Source organism: Prevotella sp. HMSC073D09 (assembly GCF_001814145.1).
Lineage (GTDB): Bacteria > Bacteroidota > Bacteroidia > Bacteroidales > Bacteroidaceae > Prevotella > Prevotella conceptionensis.
In genome coordinates, this window is the sequence record NZ_KV815108.1 from 64,463 (window position 1) to 83,760 (window position 19,298).

General features: G+C 46.4%; 15 protein-coding genes and 1 tRNA gene. 3 read left to right on the forward strand and 13 right to left on the reverse strand.

Annotation, left to right across the window (positions count from 1 at the left end; all coding sequences use genetic code 11):
• Positions 1 to 645 precede the first annotated feature (645 nt).
• From HMPREF2955_RS09405 to HMPREF2955_RS09440, 8 genes are all read right to left on the reverse strand, one after another.
• Entirely contained in the window at positions 646 to 1,503 is an 858-nt protein-coding gene (locus tag HMPREF2955_RS09405; protein ID WP_009231463.1) for an enoyl-ACP reductase FabI, read from the reverse strand.
• A 483-nt stretch (positions 1,504 to 1,986) separates the two neighbouring features.
• On the reverse strand, positions 1,987 to 3,546 hold the full coding sequence (locus HMPREF2955_RS09410) for a sulfatase-like hydrolase/transferase (RefSeq protein ID WP_070723007.1): 1,560 nt from the start codon (positions 3,544 to 3,546) through the stop codon (positions 1,987 to 1,989).
• A gap of 510 nt (positions 3,547 to 4,056) precedes the next feature.
• The gene (locus HMPREF2955_RS09415; protein WP_070722917.1) at positions 4,057 to 5,166 is read right to left on the reverse strand and encodes a hypothetical protein; all 1,110 of its coding nucleotides are present in this window, start codon (positions 5,164 to 5,166) and stop codon (positions 4,057 to 4,059) included.
• A complete protein-coding gene (locus HMPREF2955_RS09420) occupies positions 5,150 to 5,503 on the reverse strand; it encodes a hypothetical protein (protein WP_070722918.1) in 354 nt (117 codons plus the stop codon). Before HMPREF2955_RS09420 ends, HMPREF2955_RS09415 begins: the two co-directional genes overlap by 17 nt.
• Complete coding sequence (locus HMPREF2955_RS09425) at positions 5,490 to 6,053, reverse strand: RNA polymerase sigma factor (protein WP_070722920.1); 564 nt, start codon at positions 6,051 to 6,053, stop codon at positions 5,490 to 5,492. The genes HMPREF2955_RS09420 and HMPREF2955_RS09425 overlap by 14 nt, the downstream gene beginning before the upstream one ends.
• Before the next feature lie 247 nt (positions 6,054 to 6,300).
• Positions 6,301 to 6,373: transfer RNA gene (locus HMPREF2955_RS09430), tRNA-Lys, on the reverse strand.
• Between the two features lie 106 nt (positions 6,374 to 6,479).
• Entirely contained in the window at positions 6,480 to 7,595 is a 1,116-nt protein-coding gene (locus tag HMPREF2955_RS09435) for an AI-2E family transporter (protein ID WP_070722922.1), read from the reverse strand.
• Positions 7,596 to 7,761: 166 nt separating this feature from the next.
• On the reverse strand, positions 7,762 to 8,352 hold the full coding sequence (locus HMPREF2955_RS09440) for a thymidine kinase (protein ID WP_019187170.1): 591 nt from the start codon (positions 8,350 to 8,352) through the stop codon (positions 7,762 to 7,764).
• A 96-nt stretch (positions 8,353 to 8,448) separates the two neighbouring features.
• On the opposite strand from HMPREF2955_RS09440, the gene rsmI reads away from it, so the two are divergent.
• From rsmI to HMPREF2955_RS09455, 3 genes are all read left to right on the forward strand, one after another.
• Positions 8,449 to 9,159 (forward strand): 16S rRNA (cytidine(1402)-2'-O)-methyltransferase, encoded by a 711-nt coding sequence (gene rsmI, locus HMPREF2955_RS09445; protein WP_070722924.1) that lies wholly within the window; start codon positions 8,449 to 8,451, stop codon positions 9,157 to 9,159.
• A complete protein-coding gene (locus tag HMPREF2955_RS09450) occupies positions 9,156 to 9,995 on the forward strand; it encodes a Cbp1 family collagen-binding glycoprotein adhesin (RefSeq protein WP_019187168.1) in 840 nt (279 codons plus the stop codon). The genes rsmI and HMPREF2955_RS09450 overlap by 4 nt, the downstream gene beginning before the upstream one ends.
• Before the next feature lie 171 nt (positions 9,996 to 10,166).
• Positions 10,167 to 11,096 (forward strand): acyltransferase family protein, encoded by a 930-nt coding sequence (locus tag HMPREF2955_RS09455; RefSeq protein ID WP_070722925.1) that lies wholly within the window; start codon positions 10,167 to 10,169, stop codon positions 11,094 to 11,096.
• 39 nt (positions 11,097 to 11,135) lie between these two features.
• On the opposite strand, the gene HMPREF2955_RS09460 is transcribed toward HMPREF2955_RS09455, so the two are convergent.
• From HMPREF2955_RS09460 to HMPREF2955_RS09485, 5 genes are all read right to left on the reverse strand, one after another.
• Positions 11,136 to 11,612: a nucleoside deaminase gene (locus HMPREF2955_RS09460; protein WP_139145530.1), complete on the reverse strand. Its 477-nt coding sequence runs from the start codon at positions 11,610 to 11,612 to the stop codon at positions 11,136 to 11,138.
• Between the two features lie 1,616 nt (positions 11,613 to 13,228).
• A complete protein-coding gene (locus tag HMPREF2955_RS09470) occupies positions 13,229 to 13,675 on the reverse strand; it encodes a hypothetical protein (RefSeq protein WP_139145531.1) in 447 nt (148 codons plus the stop codon).
• A gap of 435 nt (positions 13,676 to 14,110) precedes the next feature.
• Positions 14,111 to 16,156 carry a TlpA disulfide reductase family protein gene (locus HMPREF2955_RS09475; protein ID WP_070722931.1) on the reverse strand — a complete coding sequence of 682 codons (2,046 nt, stop codon included), beginning with the start codon at positions 16,154 to 16,156 and terminating at the stop codon, positions 14,111 to 14,113.
• Between the two features lie 121 nt (positions 16,157 to 16,277).
• Entirely contained in the window at positions 16,278 to 17,390 is a 1,113-nt protein-coding gene (locus HMPREF2955_RS09480; protein WP_070722932.1) for a TlpA disulfide reductase family protein, read from the reverse strand.
• Positions 17,391 to 17,479: 89 nt separating this feature from the next.
• Positions 17,480 to 19,249, reverse strand: a complete 1,770-nt coding sequence (locus HMPREF2955_RS09485) for a PKD-like family lipoprotein (protein WP_070722934.1) — start codon at positions 19,247 to 19,249, stop codon at positions 17,480 to 17,482.
• Positions 19,250 to 19,298: the final 49 nt, after the last annotated feature.

The following is a 19,298-nucleotide window of genomic DNA, read 5'->3' on the forward strand; positions in this document are numbered from 1 at the left end:
TTGTTCATTTGGCTTAACGAAAACGTTCATCTTTTGTGTTTTGACATAAATACGTCCATGTTGACATAAGAACATAAGGAATATAGAGAAGTGCTCTTTACTTTTTTCTCATTATGTGCCCCTGGAAAGATGCGTTCAACTTGTAAAGAATGTATTGAAAAACTCTCGCCGGGTTTGCATTTTGAGGCTGAGCCATGTTTGCCACAGACGAAAGGGGCATAATTTCAATTTTCATCATGTCTTTGTCGGGTACTTCGTACATGTTCGGGGCGTTTATCTTGGTTTTACAGCTCAAAGGCATAAACTCCTCTCAATTTGTAGAAATGTTAAAGGTCAAGACGACTTCAATGTCGCACGACGAAGATAATCAAGTTAAATCCAAATCTCTCATTTGGATTTCAAAGTACGATAGGTTGTGAGAAACAAAAACGACTGATTTTGGTTGAAATAACTATTGGGATGGCTGCGGCCAACTATCTCCGTCCCAAAAGGCAGAACGCGAGTTTGTGAACTTTAAAAAAACAACAAACGCCACCCTCGCTTTGGGCAAGAGCGGCGTTTGCAGGATGTATACGGAGTGCGTTGCCATCGCCAATATTTGGTGTAACTATTTACACGCAAGCCAGCGAGAACAACACTTATAACTTATCCGTAGATAATCTTTCCGTTCTCGTCTTCGTAAGGGCCTAGGTCCTTGCTGTATTGGTTCATGGCACGCAAGCTCATACCCATGTTCGAGAAACCACCATCGTGGAAGAGCGTTTGCATGGTAACCTTACGCGTAAGGTCGCTGAAAAGGGTTACGCAATAGTCTGCACACTCCAATGCCGAGGCGTTTCCAAGGGGCGACATCTTGTCGGCGAAGTCCATCATGTTGTCGATGTCCTTGATACCCTTACCCGCTGTTGTGGGTGTAGGCGACTGCGAGATGGTGTTTATGCGCACGTTCTTTTCGCGCCCATAGATATAACCAAAGCTGCGAGCGATGCTTTCGAGCAGGCTCTTGGCGTCGGCCATGTCGTTGTAACCGAAGAAAGTACGATGCGAGGCAATGTAAGTAAGTGCCACAACGGAACCATATTCGGCAATTGCGTCTACCTTCTTAGCGGCTTGCAGCATCTTGTGGAAAGAGATAGCCGAGATATCAAGAGTCTTGTTCAGCCAATTGTAGTCCAAATCATCGTATGTGCGGCGTTTGCGCACGTTAGGGCTCATTCCGATAGAATGCAGCACAAAGTCGATTTTGCCGCCCAACAGTTCTTGTGCCTTTACAAAGACATTTTCCAAGTCTTCGTAGCTGGTGGCGTCTGCTGCCACAACAGGAGCGTTAATCTTCTTCGCAAGTGCGTCTAGTTCGCCCATACGAAGGGCCATTTCGGTGTTGCTCAGCACGATGCTTGCGCCTTCTTCGGCACAGCGTTCTGCCACTTTCCAAGCGATGGACATGTCGTTGAGCGCACCGAAAATAATACCGCGCTTACCTTTTAATAAGTTGTATGACATAATTGTATTTGATAATAATTCGTTGCAAAATTACGCTTTTTAAGCTAGAACACCAAGAGATTGGGGGGAAAAGGGCGTAGGAAAGGTGAAAGGGGGAAAAAGTGAAAAGATGGCTAACGCCCTTTAAAGGGGAAAGGGTGAAAAGGTGAAAAGATGGCTAACGCCCTTTAAAGCTGGAAGGGTCAAAAAGTGAAAGGATGGCTAACGCCCTATAAAGGTGAAAGGGTGAAAGGGTGAAAGGGTGAAAGGGTGAAAAAATGGCTAACGCCTACCAGTGGGAAAGGGGAAAGGAAAAAGGGGAAAAGACTGAAAAAGTGAAAGGGTGAATAGGTGAAAAGGTAAAAAATGGCTAACGTCCGCTAATGGGGAATGCCTTGTCAACTTGTTAATTGGTCAAAAAAAAATCAACTTAACCAGATGCACAGGGGGCGTTAGCCATTTTTTCACTTTTTCACCTTTTCACCTTTTCACCTTTTCACCTTTTCACCTTTTCTTCGCTCTTTCGCGGCGCAACACGTTTTGAAGTTCGTACACTACGTTTGGGTTTTCGTTGGCCACGTTGTCTTTTTCGTACTCACCCTTGCTCAAATCGTATAGCTGTGGCGTGGGATTGTTGCCCGTTTCTATCTTCGGACCCCACGAAATCATCTTCTCGCCGTCGCTAGGCTCAATAAACTTCCATTGCGGTGTGCGCACCGAAAGAACGTGCGAGCTACTCTGTTCGATAACCCAAGGGCGACTTTGGGAGTCTGTTCCCAAGAGATTTCCCAGTCGGGGCTCGCTATCGCAGGCTGTTCCCTTTGGCAATCGCGCCCCAACAAGCTGGGCCAAAGACGCTAGCCAGTCTATTTGTGACATCAAAACGTTGCTTTGCCGACCGCCTTTCACGCCCTTTTTCCACGACACAATGGCAGGAATAGCCGTTCCGCCCTCGAATGCGCTGTACTTATTACCCCTGAATGGACCAGCAGGACTATGCCCATTGAGCAACTCTTCGGCCCGGTCGGCATAGCCATCGTCTACCACAGGGCCGTTGTCGCTGCTTAATATAATGAGTGTATTGTCGGCCAAGCCATATTCTTCGAGGGCTTTCATCAGCTGTCCCACACTCCAATCAAACTGCACAATGGCGTCGCCACGATAACCCATAGGGTTCTTTCCGCGAAAGCGGGCGTGCGGAAAGCGCGGCACGTGTACGTCGTTGGTGGCAAAATACATCAAGAAAGGCCGATTTTGGTTGTCGCGAATAAAGTTAATGGCGTGCGCGGTGATAGAGTCGGCGATGTTTTCATCCTTCCATAGTGCCTTTCCTCCACCCTTCATAAAGCCAATTCTACCAATGCCGTTAACGATACTCATGTCGTGTCCGTGGCTAGATTTGAGGTTATAAAGCAGTTCGGGATGGGTTTTGCCCGTTGGTTCGCCCTCAAAGTTGCGTTTGTAACTCACCTCAATGGGTGCCGACGGGTCGTAGTTGGCCACGCGTCCGTTTTCGATAAACACACAAGGCACGCGGTCGCTGGTTGCCGCCATAATATAACTGTAATCAAAACCAAGGTCGCCCAATGCGGCAGGCAGTTGCGCATTCCAATCTTGTTCGCCGCCTTTGTCGCCCAATCCCAAATGCCATTTGCCTATGGCACAGGTGGCATAGCCCACGCTTTTGAACATATCGGCCATGGTAAACTGTTCGGGACGGATAATCAAGCCCGCATTTCCAGGCGCTACATCGGTGTCGGCACGCCGCCATGCGTATTCGCCCGTGAGCAATGAGTAACGCGAAGGGGTGCTAGTGGCTGCCACGGCATGCGCATTGGTAAAGCGAATGCCCTGGCCGGCAAGGCGGTTTACATTGGGTGTTTCCACGTTTTTCGCGCCATAACATTGCAAGTCGCCATACCCCAAGTCGTCGGCGTAAATGATAATCACGTTTGGGCGGCGCGTGTCGTCGGCCCGATTGTTCTTCACCTGCTTGGCGTGTGCGCCTACGGCCGTAAGCAATGCAGGCGCAAGTAGCGCAGGATAGGTCTTTATTTTCTTCATTGTTCGCGGTATTGTTTTGGTTGTAGCCGCAGTTTTACGTTGGCTGTCGGCATAGCTTTTGATTGTTTGTGTGCATGACTTAGTGGCGCATGCTACGTTTAATTTGGGTTTTAGTTCTGTTTGGTGAAGTATAAAAACAGGATGCAACTAACCTCGGCATTCTGTATTGCTTGCTATCTAAATGCCCAATTGTGTGCTGTGGCACGGCAATCATCCCCCCGTTTGGCGGTTTACGCTTTTGGAAACCAACGGCGAAAGTTTTTAGTTCTCACCTTTAATGATAGACAAAGTTACATCTTATTTACGATAAGCCCCCATTTTTTCTACGATAAATCGTGTGGCATTGCTATAAACTACGTCTCACAAATACTAGAAAACGACTAATTAGGACAAGTGAATTTAACGCCCTGTCACCTAGAAAAAACATCTTCTGCTTGCTTTTCAAGGGGCAAACAGAAGATGAGCAATAAAAATCTCAAAGATATTTGAAAGCGATTTACAAAATATATTTCAACGTTTCTTTCTCTTTAACACCAACAACACTAGCGAAAGAACCAGCACTGCTCCCGTTAAAGCAAACGCCCATAGGTTCTTTTTGATTATGCAGGGCGATATAACCACATCGCCAGCCATTAGTCTGTTACCCGTAAGTCTGCTTAGTGTGGACGGATTATCAGCACCGAGAAAGGTAAGTTTATAATCGATGTTGAACATTGATAGGGCAAGGAAATCTCTTTGAGCGGCATCAACTTCTCTCATCAACGTATCATTGTCGAGTATTTCCGAATAAACGTCCGAATGGAAGATTTTTTTAAACCACTTAGACCTATCCATATGGACGGCAGTTAGGTCGGTTTCTCTTGAATATTCTTTCAAAAGCGTGTCGTGCAAGGCAATAAAACGCTGTTTGTCTATGGCTTTCGTCGCTATGCGTGAATAGTTTTTGAGTATCGTTTGATAGGTCAGTTCAAAATCATTGGCAACAAGCCACTGGGTGTATTTTGTTTTAAGGTGCTGCGTGATGTCGTCTATCTCGATGCCATTAAGACCTCCAACAAGGTCGGGTGTTCCGCTAAACCAAAACCCAATCTCGTCTTTGGTAAAGAATTTACTCATGGGGATGGGGCAATTGATGTGTTGTTGGGGATAAACTTCTTCGTATCTGTACTCAGTACGGAAGAAACCTCGCGTACGTTCAAATGTTATTCGCGGTGTGATACGCCGTGAGCCCACAATGAACGTTGTTGCTTTGGCCATTTCTTCCACAGAAGCGAAGTTACATTTGGCATACACCAAGATGGTGTCTGCTGCCGTACGCCCATCTTTCCAACACTGCCTGCTAAGTGCTTGATAAGCTTTAAGGCCTACGGGGAATGTATGTCGAAGGCTGTCACCCTTTATTCCCCATGTCAGTTGCCAACCTTTGTCCCACCTCAACATACTTTCATCTGCGTTGAACACACCACTAACCAACTGCGCCGAATCGAGTTGGAAAGACAATTCCCTACTACATGTTCCGTCTTCGTTTACAATGGTGGTTGCACTACCTTGGTACTTATTGTTGCATGCAACCATAAATGCTGCCAAAAGAAGGAGTATCAAACTATCTTTTGTTTTCATAAATGCTTTGTTTTATAAGTTCATATTGGTTTCTTTTCAAATACTTGTTCTGAAAATACCCCCCGTCAGCCTTTTGTGGAAGGGTCTCCTGTAAATAGAGCAATGCCATATCATTGTTTTTTGGCACAGTTCCAACACATACTGAAATGCCAAATACCAACGCCAACGATGCAGCAATGGCGCAGACACGAAGAACAATAACGTACGCGCGTTGGCGGTTTCGTTGTTCAATACGAGCCATCACGCCATCTATCATGTCGTCTGGATGTTCAAGGGAAGGTCGTTTCCCCTGCAATCCCCTTATTACATCAGCGTATAGGTTGTCATTCTTGTTCATAACCTAGTTGTATTAGTTGTTGTTTAATCTGTTGTTTAGCAACATATAGGTTGCTCTTTATCTTGGTTGCATTCATATTGGTGATACGCTCAATGTCTTCAATTGGAAGGTTTTCTAGTACGCGCAGGGTGAAAACAAGTTGTTGTTTAGCACTGAGTTTTGCCGTCAACACCTTCACGATAGACACCCATTCTGCATTCATGAGTTGCCGTTCGGGAGATGGGTTGGCAGCGTAAGCCCTGAATTTGCTTTCGTCTGACGGCATGGGTAGTTGCGGTTTACGACGTTTAAGCTTGTCTAGGCAGATGTTAGAGGCAATGGAGTATATCCACGTGGAGAACTTTCCCTTCTCCGAATTGTACTTGTGCAAGTTCAGCCAAACATTAACGAAAGTGTCTTGGCAGGCATCTTCTGCATCGTTTTCGTCACAAAGCATCTTGAGCGTTAGCGAGAAAACCATACTTTGGTATTCTCTCACTAACCGTCGGAAGGATTCTTTGCTACCTTCCTGGCATTGAACGACAATTTGGTTTACTTCGTTTTGTTCCATCTGGCCCTGTTGCTTTTACTATTTATTACGATTAAAAAGATTAAAAGTCGAAAAAGAAGATTGTGAAAACGGATGTTTGACACAGATTTAATTAACACCATAAGAAAGGAGAAGTTTGCTTTACGCCCATATACCATTAATAAGTCATGAGATTTCTGTTATCCCAAAACAATGGGAATAAAACCGAATAAAAGAGCTGTAAGGGTTAAACACACAAAAAAGGACACCCTTACGAGTGCCCTTTTCGTGATCCGCTTGGGGCTCGAACCCAAGACCCCAACATTAAAAGTGTTGTGCTCTACCAGCTGAGCTAGCGGATCTTCCAACAAAGCGTTTTTTGTTTTGCGAGTGCAAAGGTACATACTTTCAGCCAAACTCGCAAACAAATTGCATGTTTTTTATCCGCCAAAGCCGTTTTATTTGGTTTTAGGCATCTGTTTTTGCTGGTGTTTCGGTGGTTTCGGGCTCAACATCCACCTTTTCTTTGGTAACATATCGCTGCCAGTAGGCAATGATAAGGGTGGTGAGCGGCAAGGCAATGATAACCCCAATGAAGCCTAATAACGACCCCCACACAGACAACGAAAGCAGTATGATGGCAGGATTTAGCCCCATGGCCTTACCCATTACGCGGGGAGTTACCACCATATCCGAGATGATTTGCACCACGGCGAACACCAAAATGGCCGTTCCGAAGATAATCCAAAAGTTCTGTCCTGTGTCGGCAGCTTTGAGAAGAGCCAAGAATGCCGTAGGAATGAGGGCGAAAGTGTGCAGGTAAGGCACCAGGTTCATCACACCAATAAGAATACCCATGCCGATGGCCATGGGAAAATCGATGATGGTGAAACCGATGCAGAACATGATTCCCATGATAAGCGACACCAACCCTTGCCCGCGAATGTAATTGTTAAGCTCGCGCGAGGCATCTTCCGACAGCTCGTTCCAGAAGGGACGATACTTCTTTGGGAATATGCGTACCCAGTTGTCGGTAAGGAACTCGTAATCGAGCAAGATGAAGAACATATATAATAAGGTGATGCACGATGCTACGATACTCACCACCACACTTGCCGTCTGTCCCAAAAGGTTAAACAACTTGGGCATGGCCGTGCGCACGGCATCGTTAAAGTCTTTGCTCTTGATAAGGCGGTCGATGTCTTCTTGGTGTTCGCGCAGCCAATGCTGAATATAGCCAGAGAGGTCGCCCGAACTTTTGGAACTGCCCAAATAACGTGCGGCCAACTCGGAAATCTTGTCGAACTGATCTATCAACGACGGCACCACAAGCAGTCCGATGCCTGTAATCAAGCCCACAAGAACCAACAAAACGAAGAGGATGGACAGCGTACGGATGCGTATGTGCAGGTATTTCTCGGTGAATTTCACCAAAGGATAAAGCAAGTAAGCCAACAAGCAAGCAACGAAAAAGGGCAAAAGCACCTCGCTCATGCTGTTGGTAATGAAGAAAACCGCAAAGATTATCAGGCCACAGACGACCCATCTTATCAGCTTGTCTAGGGTTATTTTCTCTTCTAACATATCTATTGTTGTTTAGTTTACCTCTAGGAGAGGGGAAAGGAAAACGGAAATGATAAAACGAATAAGACATTCGGGAGCGGCAAACTTAGGCAGATTGTTTTATCCGTCCTATCTGTTTCAGCCCTCCTAACGGCTCTTTTGTTTCATCCGTCACGCCACTCCTAATTTAACATTCACCTTTTCCTCCTTGCATGGCCTTTTGATAACAATGCCTGCACAGGGGTTCGTACTCTTGCATCTCGCCAAGCATCACGCGTTTCTCTCCTTCCACAATACGATGGCTCACGTAAGCCAACGCCCCACATTTCACACAGATGGCATGTACCTTCGTTACTTGGTCGGCAATGGCGCAGAGTGCGGGCATAGGACCAAAAGGCACACCTTTAAAGTCCATGTCAAGACCGGCAACGATAACGCGAACGCCTCGGTTGGCCAGTTCGTTGCAAACAGCCACCAACCCCTCGTCCATAAACTGCGCCTCATCAATGCCCACCACGTCGATGTCTGCCGAAAGCAACAATATCGCCGCCGACGAATCCACGGGCGTGCAATGTATGGCGTTGCGGTCGTGGCTCACAACGTCGTCTTCCGAAAAGCGCGTATCAATAGCGGGCTTAAATATCTCAACCCGCTGTTTGGCAAACACGGCACGTTTCATACGCCGTATCAACTCCTCTGTCTTGCCCGAAAACATCGAGCCACAAATCACTTCCACTCTTCCTTGGCGGTGGTTTTCGCCGGTTACATTATCAATCATTCTGATGCAAAAGTACAAAAAGACGTTTTAAAAATTGCAAACAAACGCCTGCTTTTTTTGCTACTAGGAATATATATTGCTATATTTGCGTACAATATGGGCATCTTATACATTGTACCCACCCCTGTGGGCAATATGGAGGACATCACGCTGCGCGCCATTCGCACCCTGAAAGAGGTCGATTTGGTACTGGCAGAAGACACCCGGACGACGGGTATCTTGCTTAAACACCTGGGCATTGAGGTGGCTCACCTGCAATCGCACCACAAGTTTAACGAGCATGGCACGTCTGCTGGAATTGTAGAACGCCTTAAAGCGGGGCAAAACATCGCCCTCGTTAGTGATGCAGGAACGCCAGGCATCAGCGACCCAGGTTTTTTCCTGGCGCGCGAAGCGGTGGCGGCAGGCATAACCGTTAACTGCTTGCCAGGCGCAACGGCTTGCATCCCTGCCGTGGTGTCGTCGGGAATGCCCTGCGACAGGTTTTGTTTCGAAGGGTTCATCCCCCAAAAGAAAGGGCGGAAAACTTACCTCGAAAGCCTAAAAGACGAGCAACGCACGATGGTGTTCTACGAATCGCCTTACAGATTGGTGAAAACCCTCACCCAACTGGCCGAAGTTGTAAGCAACGAACGACAGGTGTGCGTATGCAGGGAAATATCCAAGTTGCACGAAGAAAACGTGCGGGGAACACTTCAAGAGGTGGCCAAACACTTCGAACAAACGCCCCCACGTGGTGAAATAGTTATTGTTTTAGCAGGAACTAGTAGTAAAAAAGATAAAAAATCGAAAGGAGAAAAATTATGAAGAAACTTGTTATCGCGTGTTTCGCAGTATTGTCGTTGGCAGCCTGCAAACAAGGTAAAACCAATGGAGAACCGCAACTTAACGACTCTTTGCAGCAGATTATCCAACAAAGAGACAATCAGTTGAACGACATGATGGCCACCATGAACGAAATCCAAGACGGATTCCGACAGATTAATGAGGCCGAAAACCATGTCAATATCGCAAAAGACGGCGAAGGGGCCAACAAGTCTGAGCAGATTAAAGAAAACATCAAGTTCATCACACAACGCATGGAAGAAAACCGTGCACTGTTGAAGAAACTGCGCGCACAACTGGAGAAAAGTACGTTTAAGGGTGCAGAACTGAAGAAAACGGTTGACAGGCTGATGAAACAGCTGGACGAAAAAGACCAACAACTGCAACAACTTCGCGCTGAACTCGATGCCAAAGACATCCATATCTCGGAGTTGGACGAAAAGGTGAGCAACCTGAACACCCACGTTACGAAACTGAAAACCGACAACACGGCGAAGGCACAAACCATTAGCGACCAAGACAAGCAGATACACACGGCTTGGTACGTGTTCGGAACGAAGAAGGAACTGAAAGAGCAAGGCATCCTTGTAGACGGAAAAGTACTGCAAAGCGCTTTCAACAAGGCCTACTTCACCCGCGTAGACATTCGCACGCTTAAAGAAATTAAGTTCTATTCTAAGTCGGTTAAGCTCCTCACCACTCACCCCGCTTCTAGCTACTCGCTCGAAAAAGACGTGAACAAGGAGTATGTGCTTACCATTACCAACCCCGACGTGTTCTGGAGCACAAGCAAATATTTCGTTGCTGTTGTGAGATAAAGTTTCCCAGCTTATTTAACCGCAGCGCACACTTTGTTCTAACGCATTTAGCCTTAAACCCAATGGACAAACAAAGGCGCAGAACAAGCCGCTGTACACACAACGAACCTTAACAACCCCAAGGGGGATGCGACATGCCAGTTGCCGCATCCCCCTTATATATTACTAACAATGAATCATAATAACCAACTCGACTTTTTCAGGGCAATACTCATTGTCCTGGTTATACTTATCCACATCGTTAACTTCGGTGAACACTATCCGCTACTCAAAAACGCCATTCTAGCCTTCCTCATGCCCAGTTTCTTGGTTGTTACAGGCTTTCTAGTTAACGTAGACAAGCCCGTGAAAGCCTACGCCCTTTACCTCTCTAAAATAGCCTTAGCCTATATCGTAATGGTTTCGGGATATGCAGCCTTGTCGCTGTTTTTGCCCGTAAGGGACGGACTAACCCAACCAACGTGGCAGGCATTTGCCCATGTGCTTTTCATCAAGTCTATCGGTCCATATTGGTTTTTACATCTCATGGTGGAGTGTGGCGTTCTTTATTACGCCTCGTTCCGTGTCGTCCCGAAAATCAGCACGGCGGCCAAGCTCTCTATTTTCGCCACCTTCATTATACTCACTGCCCAATTTACGCCCCTGCTCAACATCAGATTTGCGGCCTACTATTTTGTTGGCGTAGGCATCAGGCACCTTGTTAAAGACTTTTCTAAGGTGTATGTAAGCAGTCTATGGCCCGTAATGCCTTTCCTCTTTTTGGTTGGTACACCCACGTTTCAAGACTGGACAACCATCTCCATCCTTATAAGTGTGTTTTGCTTTTTCAGTTTTGCAGCCAAGTTGCACAGCTATTTGGGTAACAAAATGAAAGCCGTGGCGAATTACGTTGGTCGAAACACCTTTCCAATCTACATCTTCCACCCCATCTTTACCATGCTCGCCAAGTTCACACTTCCCGCTTTCGCCTTCGAACCAACTGGCCTATTGCATGCAGCTGTTTCGGTTGCAATGGGCGTCATAGGCAGTATTTATTTGGCTCGCGCCCTCGACTACACACGCACGTCTTACCTATTTGGCCGCAACAAGCTGATAAGATAGGCTTAAAAGATGCTGCCGGGGCATAAGCTGTCCAACAAATTATTTTCGTAATCCGCTAAAAAAGCTCTTCATTAGTTCGCGACACTCCTCTTCCAACACGCCAACCGTAACCGTGGCCTTAGCATGCAGCACGTTTGGGGCATAGCGTTCGTAGCCCCGTTTCTCATCTCGCGCACCATAAACAATGCGCCCCAGCTGCGCCCAACCGCATGCGCCGGCGCACATGGGGCAAGGTTCAACCGTTACATAGAGCGTGCATTCGGGCAAATACTTTCCGCCAAGCATGTTTGCAGCTGCCGTTATGGCCTGCATTTCGGCATGCGCCGTAACGTCGCAAAGCGTTTCGGTAAGGTTATGAGCACGCGCCACCACCCTACCTTTGCAGGCAATCACTGCCCCAATGGGCACTTCGCCCTGTGCCAAGGCCTGCTTTGCCTCGTCTAAAGCCTTGCGCATCATCTGTTCGTCCACTTGTCTTTGTTCCTCTATTTGCCTTTGTTCGTCTTTCTGCGCCATTTTATCGAGTTTTAGTGTTTCGTATGATATGATGTTATCTTGATTTAATATTCCTATAAACAGAGCGGAATTTATTGTCTTTGTGCTGTAAAAGCTAAATGAACTCCCCCCACTCATGTACGAAGTACTGGACAAAGATACGATATAATCTGAAATTCTACCTCATTTGTCTGTAACAAAACGTTGTTATGCCTTGAAAAAGGAATGAGTAGTAAGGGAGGAAGTAGTAAGGAGTAGAGTCGTAAGTAGGTAGTAAGGAATAGAGTAGTAAGGAGTCAGGGAGCGGAGGAGTAAAGGAGTAAAAGAGCGAAGGAGTAAAGGGGTAATGGATTTTGCCAAATATCAGTCTGCACGATGACACCCGCTCTTGTTTACTCGTTAACTCGTCAACTTCCCAACTTATAAGCACACAACCCAACGCTCTCGTCAACTCGTTAACTTGTCAACGAGTTAACTTGAACTCTAGTCACCTACCCAATCGATAAACACACAACCCAACGCTCTCGTCAACTCGTTAACTTGTCAACGAGTTAACTAAACCTCTCGCCAACCGACAGTCTTGTCAACTTTTCAGCATAAATTTTAACACTATGAGTGCCCTTTTTGTCCACCAATCGCTCACCTTGCCGCAAAAAATCGATTCTCGCGAAGGTTTGTTTTGCCAAAAGGGGTTAACATGCGAATGCAACAAAATGAATATTTATTATACGGAACCGCTATTTGCACCATATTTTGGGTCATTTGCAGCAAAATATAGTGCAATTTGCTGCTAATTGCACTGCGTTTTGGTGCTAATTGCACTGCGTTTTGCCGCTAAACGCAAGGCGTTTTGGTGCAAAATACAAGGCGTTTTGGTGCAAAATGCAGTGCAAAATGGTACTAAATGCGAGACGGAAAGCATAAAAATCCACCACAAATGTATAAATAAAACCTTTTAGAACCATGAAACACATGGCCAAAAAGGGCAAAACAACCATTAAAAAGTGGGGTTTTAGGGGCTAAAAGCGAGTTGTTGGGCGTACAAAATAATGAGTTGGCAACCAAACTAGAAAGGCTAAATGGTACAAAATGCAGGTTTTGCTCCTAAAAATAGACAAAACAAAAGGCACGAAAGGTTATAAATAGTGCATAATTACCTACTTTTTGGCCTATATTTTCGCTAAAACGGAGTGAAAATTAGAACGCTATTGTAAAAATAAGAATAGAAAATTAAACTTTTGGGTTAGCGGGTTGATGAGCTTATAAGTTGATGAATTGGTGCGTCGATGAGTTGGTAAGTTTGCGAGGTTGTTAGTTGGTGAGTTGGTAAGTTAGTGAGTTAGTAAGCTGCTAAGTTGTTAACCTTGAGAGTTGGTAAGCTTGCAAGTAGGTGAGTTGATGGGGCACGAGGTTGTTAGTTTCCGAGTTTTGAGTTGATGATCTAGCGGGTTGGTGAGGTTGTGAGTTGATGTATTTGGTAGAGGTTGGGCTTTCGTGAGTTTATAAGCTAGTGAGTTGATTCGTCCTGCACTTTGTATGTGATAAGGGGTGTCTAGTGTTGGCATCACAAAGACAACAAACTCCACTCAATTTATAGAAGTTTTAAAAGTCAAGACGGCTCCAATATTCTATTATGCTCATCTTATAATGAAAGTGTCAGAATAAGTGATCGAGTCCATATCTTTATCACTAAAACCGCAATAAACCTTTATGCGAAAAGCACCTTTTTTATTTAATTCATTAGTCATTTTGCTTTGAACTTTGTGCTTTCTCATATAATAAAGCACTTGATTTCTTAATTTAAAGCTAAGCCTAGAATGTCCGTTTGGTTTTAAGCATAATACAATGCTCTTGCCATACGCACGATTAAACACATCTTCTGTATATAAGACATACTTTTCTCCTCTCTTTTTCTTTTCTAACTGTACATTGAAAAACACATCTAAGGAGTCTGTATTACAGACCGAGAAAGATATACTATCATTTAAAGTAAATGTATGAGTACTCATTTGTATATCTATTTTTTGAGGTTTAGCATCAAGAAAACAAAGTATGAGTGCCACAATAAAAATAATTCTTCTCATCTTGAAGTCGTCTTTATTTTTTAATATATCTATAAACTGAGCGGTATTTATTATCTTTGTGTTTCGAGAAAATACAAGATAAGCACTCCTCTCGTGTACGGAGTATGATACAAATTTACAATAAAATCTGAAATCCAGCCCCATTTGTCTGTGGCAAAACGCGGCTATGTCTTGAAAGTAACCTACCGGAATTACTTCTGTGCATCCTCTATAAGCTGCAAACCAATCCTTTTGAAGAAGATAAGAAAAGGGTGAAAAGTAAAGATGCCTTCATGCCTGTATAGGCCTTGCCATATACAAAAGTAATACAACAATTTGACATGATAGCACATAGGCGCATTCTATAATGGTGGAAATGTAACATTCCTCCCCTTTATAGAACGCGCCTATACCTTGAATGTAGTACGCATTAGCTGTGCGCACAGGGCTTAACACCTATTTCTTTGAATCTTCTTTCTGATAATACAAATCGCCCGACAGTATCTGTTTTACTCGCGTAACCAACTCTTCGCCCTGCAAAGTCAACGAGATAGCCTTGCCTTCTGGGTCGATAAGCACGTTGGTGGGCGTTTCTCCAACATTGAAAAGGCGAACGGAGGGCGATGCACTACCCTTAAAGTCGCATGCCTGCAACCAGTCTGCGCCGTCTATGCCAAGCGTTTTCATGGCCTTTTTCCAGTCTTTGGGGTTCTTGTCGAGCGAGAAACCAATCATCTCGAACTTGTCTTTCGAGCCACGAGTTTCGTCATACAGCTTTTTAAGCAGGGGTAAATCGCGTTGGCAGGCGGGGCATCCCGATGCCCAGAACGTAAGCAATACAAACTTGCCCAAGCTGTTGCTGAGTTGCCGAACAGTGCCGTTGGCCAGCGGAAGGGCAATGTCTGGCACATCGCTACCTTGCATGAGGTTGCGCGAACGCACATTGTTTTCGAGCGAACGAGCGTATGGATGCGTAAGCACCTGCGGAGCAACAGCAGCCGATAGTTGACGGCCATATTCTTTATTAAAGATAGGCAGCATGTCGCGTTCTACAAGCAAGGGCATAAGCGGCGACGTATTGTGGTCGAGTAAGAATTGGAAACGTTCTGCCGTCCAGCCAATCTCTGCGGCACGGCGAATGCTCTCTGCATCTATCTTACCATCAGCCGTGTTGAGATATGCCTCGCCCTTAGTGCTGCGAAGTTTCGCAAGGTCTTGCGCTATTTGCTGGTCGCGTTGGCGTTCCAGGGCTAGATACTCTTCGTAAAGCGGTTTGTCGGGTATCTCTTTCACCTCATTAACCACAGCCTTTGCAGCATCCGCCTTACCTTTTTGGCTTTCAGCAGGTTTAGCACTGGTAGTCTTCATCTTCCTAACGGCCTCAATAAGCTGTTCGCCACGCAGGTCGAAGGCTACAATGTTGCCTTCGGGACTGATAAGCACCGTGCGCGGAACGGCCTCAACGTTATAAAGCTTGGCCGCAGGCGAGCCCCATCCCTTCAAAGCAGAGATGTGTTGCCAGTTGGCGTGCGTTAGGCTGTTGCGTTCTATGCAGTCGGTCCACTCCTTCTTCTTACTGTCTATCGAATAGCTCAACACCATGAAAGGCACCTTGCCTTGTGTTTCTTGCAAAGCTTGCTTGATAACGGGAAACTCGCGGCGACATGGCGCACACCACGATGCCCAAAAGTCTATCAATACGTATTTCCCTTTCAGGTCAGACAGGGCAAGTCGTTTCCCATCAGGCGTTAAACCATCAATGTCGGGTGCAGGTTTGCCCACTTCCAAGTTGGCTGCTCGCACCAAGTTGGTTAATTCGCGATACATGGGATGCTTACGCACGGCGGCGGGCACGGCGTTGAGGTAGGTTTCTTCCAACACTTGGGGTGTAAAGAACCTGAACAGGTCGTATTTAATGATGTAAAGCGTTACGGGAGAGTCGAGGTGACGGGCCACAAAACGCATGGCAGTTGTGCGGTGCGACAAACTGTTTACATAGTATGTGGCACGCTGATAGGGATAAAACGCCTTTTCATCGTTACGCTGTTCGGGGGGTAGGCTAGCCAAAACCTTGTCCATACGCTGCTTGGCTATGTCTACGGCACCACTTCCCGATTGCTGATAAGCAAAGAGAACGTCGTTGCCAGGCGTGCCCTTTACGCTCGCTCCTACTGGAAAACGACCATCGAAAGGCAACACAGTGATTTCTCCCGGTTCGAGAAACAGCTGCACGGTGCCATTGTCAAAGCCCGAAATGCGATAAGGAGCAAGCACGCCAGGAGCTTCACCTTTGAAGGTAAACCGCCCGTTTTCAACGGTGGCAGAGTCTACAACTACGTCTTGCCCTTGAACTTCGTGGGTTAGATACACCTTCTTTATACGTTCGGGCGTGTAGCGCAACGAGTCTACCGTCATCGTTCCTTTTATTACATAGCTGCTGTTTTGCTGTGCAACGGCAGTTCCTGCACAGGACAGCAACAAGCATATAAGTTCTTTTTTCATGTTGTATGGGATGTTGTTATTTCTATTTTAAAAGTTTTGCGATGTGTTTCTTTCTATACATTCGAGTTGAGCAAGCGGCTGTTTTGACAGCTTACGAGCCTGCAAATGCCAAACACTCTCCCTACTTTGCAGCCTTATTGGAAAACAAGTTGGTGACAAACTTGCGCAAGTCGTCGCCATGTAGCCCCGTTGCAAGGATGTTGTTGTTGGCATCTAGCACAAAGATAGCCGGAATGGCAGTTACGCTGTAGCTTTTGGCCACTTCGTCTTTCCAGCCTTTAAGCGAAGAAACCTGCGTCCATGTAAGCTGGTCTTGTTTAACGGCAGCCAACCAACGGTCGCGCTTTTCGTCTAACGAAACATTCACAATTTCAAGTCCTGCGGCATGAAAGTCGGCGTATAGCTGTCGCAACACGGGGTTGTTAAGCCTGCACGGACCGCACCACGATGCCCAGAAGTCTACGATTTTCACCTTTCCAGGCATCTTGCTAAGGGTGAATTTACGCCCGTCTGAGGTAGGCAAAGTAAAGTCGGGGGCTTTACTTCCCTTGCTCACTTGCTGCAAACGTTCTATGCGTTGTTTCAAGATAAGTCCGCTACGGCTCTGCTGTGCCTTGCTGCCAAGCTGCGCATAAAGCTGTTGGCAGGTTTCCAAAGGGGCGTCTTGGCTTTCTGCCTCTTGAAGGAGCAGACTGGCGGAAAGGATGTTATCGTTAGCAGAAATAAAGTTAAGGCGTTCGTTTTCCAACGTTTTTCGCAGTTCGGCAATGGTATCGTTCACCTTACTAGCACTGCCATAGCGCAACGCCTTGCGAAGGCTATCTGCCCGTTGTTGCAGCTTGGCCACGCTTTGCATCAGGCTTAGGCACTTCTGTTGGTATGCCCTATCGGTGTCTTGCAAGCCTTTTCCGCGCACAAACCAGCCCTCGTCGTTGCGCAAAAGGGCGCGATAATCTGTGCCAGGCTCTATAAAAAACGAGAAACCGCCTTGATAACCAGCTACCATTAAGCGGGCTGGCAGCGGTTCGGTAAGTTCTATATTGGGCATGGAGAAACGTCCGTTGGCAAACGCCACTGTGTGGATGAGCTCCCAACGGCTCTCCGAACTGCGTACAACAAGTTGCAGCTGCCCCTCTGAAATGCCTTCTATCTCGCCTTCAATACTGCTTGATTGCTGTGCTAAGAGCGTGGTGGCAAAGAGCGAGAAGAGGAATGTGAAGAAGTATTTATACATGAATGGATGTTTTTTTAGTGTGAAATTGGGAGTTAGTTGACGAGATTGTTAGTCAACTAGTCAACTAACAATTTCATCAACTTAACACCTTATTTGTTACTTGGCAACGCATACGAATACTCGCGAACAAACTGAACATCGAGGATGTTCCCCAGTTTATGCCCCTCGCTATCCTTGTCGTAGAACAAGGGCGTGTAGGTTTCGTCCACGTCTGATGCCGTATTGAGCTTAATTTCGGCAATGGCACCGTTGGCCCCATTATTCAATCCGATGCTCAGATAACGTCCTAAGTCGGTAGAATAAATAAAGGTATCTTCCGAACGGAACTTCATACACGCAATGGTATAGCCCGCAGGAGCACTGTACAACACGGCCTTATCGCCGTTGTTCACGTTATATCGCACCACATCAGCACCATCTGCATAGAAGAGATAATTGGCGCTGAACCACGTATTATAAAGGATAGTGGCGAGAGAAGAGGGCGTAAAGCCTTCTAGTTTCTGTCCCTTGATGGTGTAAGCAGGTTCGTCGCCACTGCCGCCAGAGCCCTTGTCGCCATCAGTTGCCGTTGAGGTGAGTTGGTAGAGGTAATAGTTGGGGGCGGCTTTATCGCGGAAAATGAAGTAAGGCGTGGCCTTATTGTAGTTTTCGCGATACTGAATATAGCCGTAAATTGCCTTTTTGCCAACGGGCGAGAGTCCTTCTTTCAGTCCCGAAAAGTCAACATGTGCATCCAGAACAGGATTGTTCAGCTGTGCCTGATATGCCTGTTGCTCTGCCCAAATGCCGTAACCATCGTCTTTGCTTACATACAAGAAACGGTTGTTGCGTCCGTCCCACAACACGAAATGGCTTGCCGTGATGGCGGCAGCGGTAACGTTATAATTAGCCACAGAGCCTTCGGTGGCGGGCGTTTTAAATGAAGGAATGGTGCGAGCCGTCAAGAAACGACCGTCCTTACCCAACATATAGTAGAAGTCTGACTGGTTAGAGGGGTCGCCCGTCATGCCAATCTTATCTGCCAAGAAAGCGCCTTGTGCGCTCACCGGCACAACAAAATCCTTGTATGCCGTGTATCGTGGGGTCAATCCGAAGGGGTCGTAGGCCTTCACTTCGCCCTTATTTAGAAACACAATAAAGTTCTGTTTCTTCAAGAAATCCCTGCCTTCGGCTACCAATCCATATTGGAACATCAGCTTATAGGCATCGGTAAAGGGGTTTTTCTCTTCTTTAAAGATAAGCTTATAGGCATCGCTGCGCACGTTGGTAACAGCACCAACCGTCTCTACATTGCCCAACTGAACGCTGCCCACCTTGCCATGAAGGAAGAAAAGGCTGTTTTTATAGATGGGACGAGTGGCTACCGCGAAGTTCTGATAACGCGAAAGGCCCGTGCTACGGTCGTGCACTCTAAGGTGTACAGTGAAACGAGTGGCCTTGCCCACGGGCAGTTCAACATCCAGATAACCCTTAGTGGTAAATGTATCTGTTACAGTTTCCTTGTTTTTCTGATAAGAACGAATCCATTGGAAGTCCAGATGGTCGGTGTTTTTCAACAGCGTTTGCCCCACCTGCACTTCGATGCGCTTGTGCGTTTCGTCCGCAGTGAGCGGCTGGGTAAACTCTATGGTCTGCCCCGTAAGCGTTTCTACCGAGGCAGGTGAGAATATAAGCGTGTCGATGGCGTTCATCCCATCGAAGTTGTAGGTATAGTTTCCCTTGTCTTCGTAGCAGGAAGAGAACATGCCGGCAACAAGCAGAGAAAGGCAAGCGGCCTTGCTCCCAACGCTTTTCCAAGGCGAACGGAGAGCCGTTCTCATACGCTTACTCACCGTCTGTATGGTTATATTATTCGTCATTTCTAGTTAATTTATACGTTATTTTATGGATTTGCGTTTGGCGCACCAA

Bases quoted from the DNA above. Each gene is read 5' to 3' on its own strand.
- HMPREF2955_RS09405 (WP_009231463.1), bottom strand. From the start codon at position 1,503: ATGTCATACAACTTATTAAAAGGTAAGCGCGGTATTATTTTCGGTGCG.
- HMPREF2955_RS09410 (WP_070723007.1), bottom strand. From the start codon at position 3,546: ATGAAGAAAATAAAGACCTATCCTGCGCTACTTGCGCCTGCATTGCTT.
- HMPREF2955_RS09415 (WP_070722917.1), bottom strand. From the start codon at position 5,166: ATGAAAACAAAAGATAGTTTGATACTCCTTCTTTTGGCAGCATTTATG.
- HMPREF2955_RS09420 (WP_070722918.1), bottom strand. From the start codon at position 5,503: ATGAACAAGAATGACAACCTATACGCTGATGTAATAAGGGGATTGCAG.
- HMPREF2955_RS09425 (WP_070722920.1), bottom strand. From the start codon at position 6,053: ATGGAACAAAACGAAGTAAACCAAATTGTCGTTCAATGCCAGGAAGGT.
- HMPREF2955_RS09435 (WP_070722922.1), bottom strand. From the start codon at position 7,595: ATGTTAGAAGAGAAAATAACCCTAGACAAGCTGATAAGATGGGTCGTC.
- HMPREF2955_RS09440 (WP_019187170.1), bottom strand. From the start codon at position 8,352: ATGATTGATAATGTAACCGGCGAAAACCACCGCCAAGGAAGAGTGGAA.
- rsmI (WP_070722924.1), top strand. From the start codon at position 8,449: ATGGGCATCTTATACATTGTACCCACCCCTGTGGGCAATATGGAGGAC.
- HMPREF2955_RS09450 (WP_019187168.1), top strand. From the start codon at position 9,156: ATGAAGAAACTTGTTATCGCGTGTTTCGCAGTATTGTCGTTGGCAGCC.
- HMPREF2955_RS09455 (WP_070722925.1), top strand. From the start codon at position 10,167: ATGAATCATAATAACCAACTCGACTTTTTCAGGGCAATACTCATTGTC.
- HMPREF2955_RS09460 (WP_139145530.1), bottom strand. From the start codon at position 11,612: ATGGCGCAGAAAGACGAACAAAGGCAAATAGAGGAACAAAGACAAGTG.
- HMPREF2955_RS09470 (WP_139145531.1), bottom strand. From the start codon at position 13,675: ATGAGAAGAATTATTTTTATTGTGGCACTCATACTTTGTTTTCTTGAT.
- HMPREF2955_RS09475 (WP_070722931.1), bottom strand. From the start codon at position 16,156: ATGAAAAAAGAACTTATATGCTTGTTGCTGTCCTGTGCAGGAACTGCC.
- HMPREF2955_RS09480 (WP_070722932.1), bottom strand. From the start codon at position 17,390: ATGTATAAATACTTCTTCACATTCCTCTTCTCGCTCTTTGCCACCACG.
- HMPREF2955_RS09485 (WP_070722934.1), bottom strand. From the start codon at position 19,249: ATGACGAATAATATAACCATACAGACGGTGAGTAAGCGTATGAGAACG.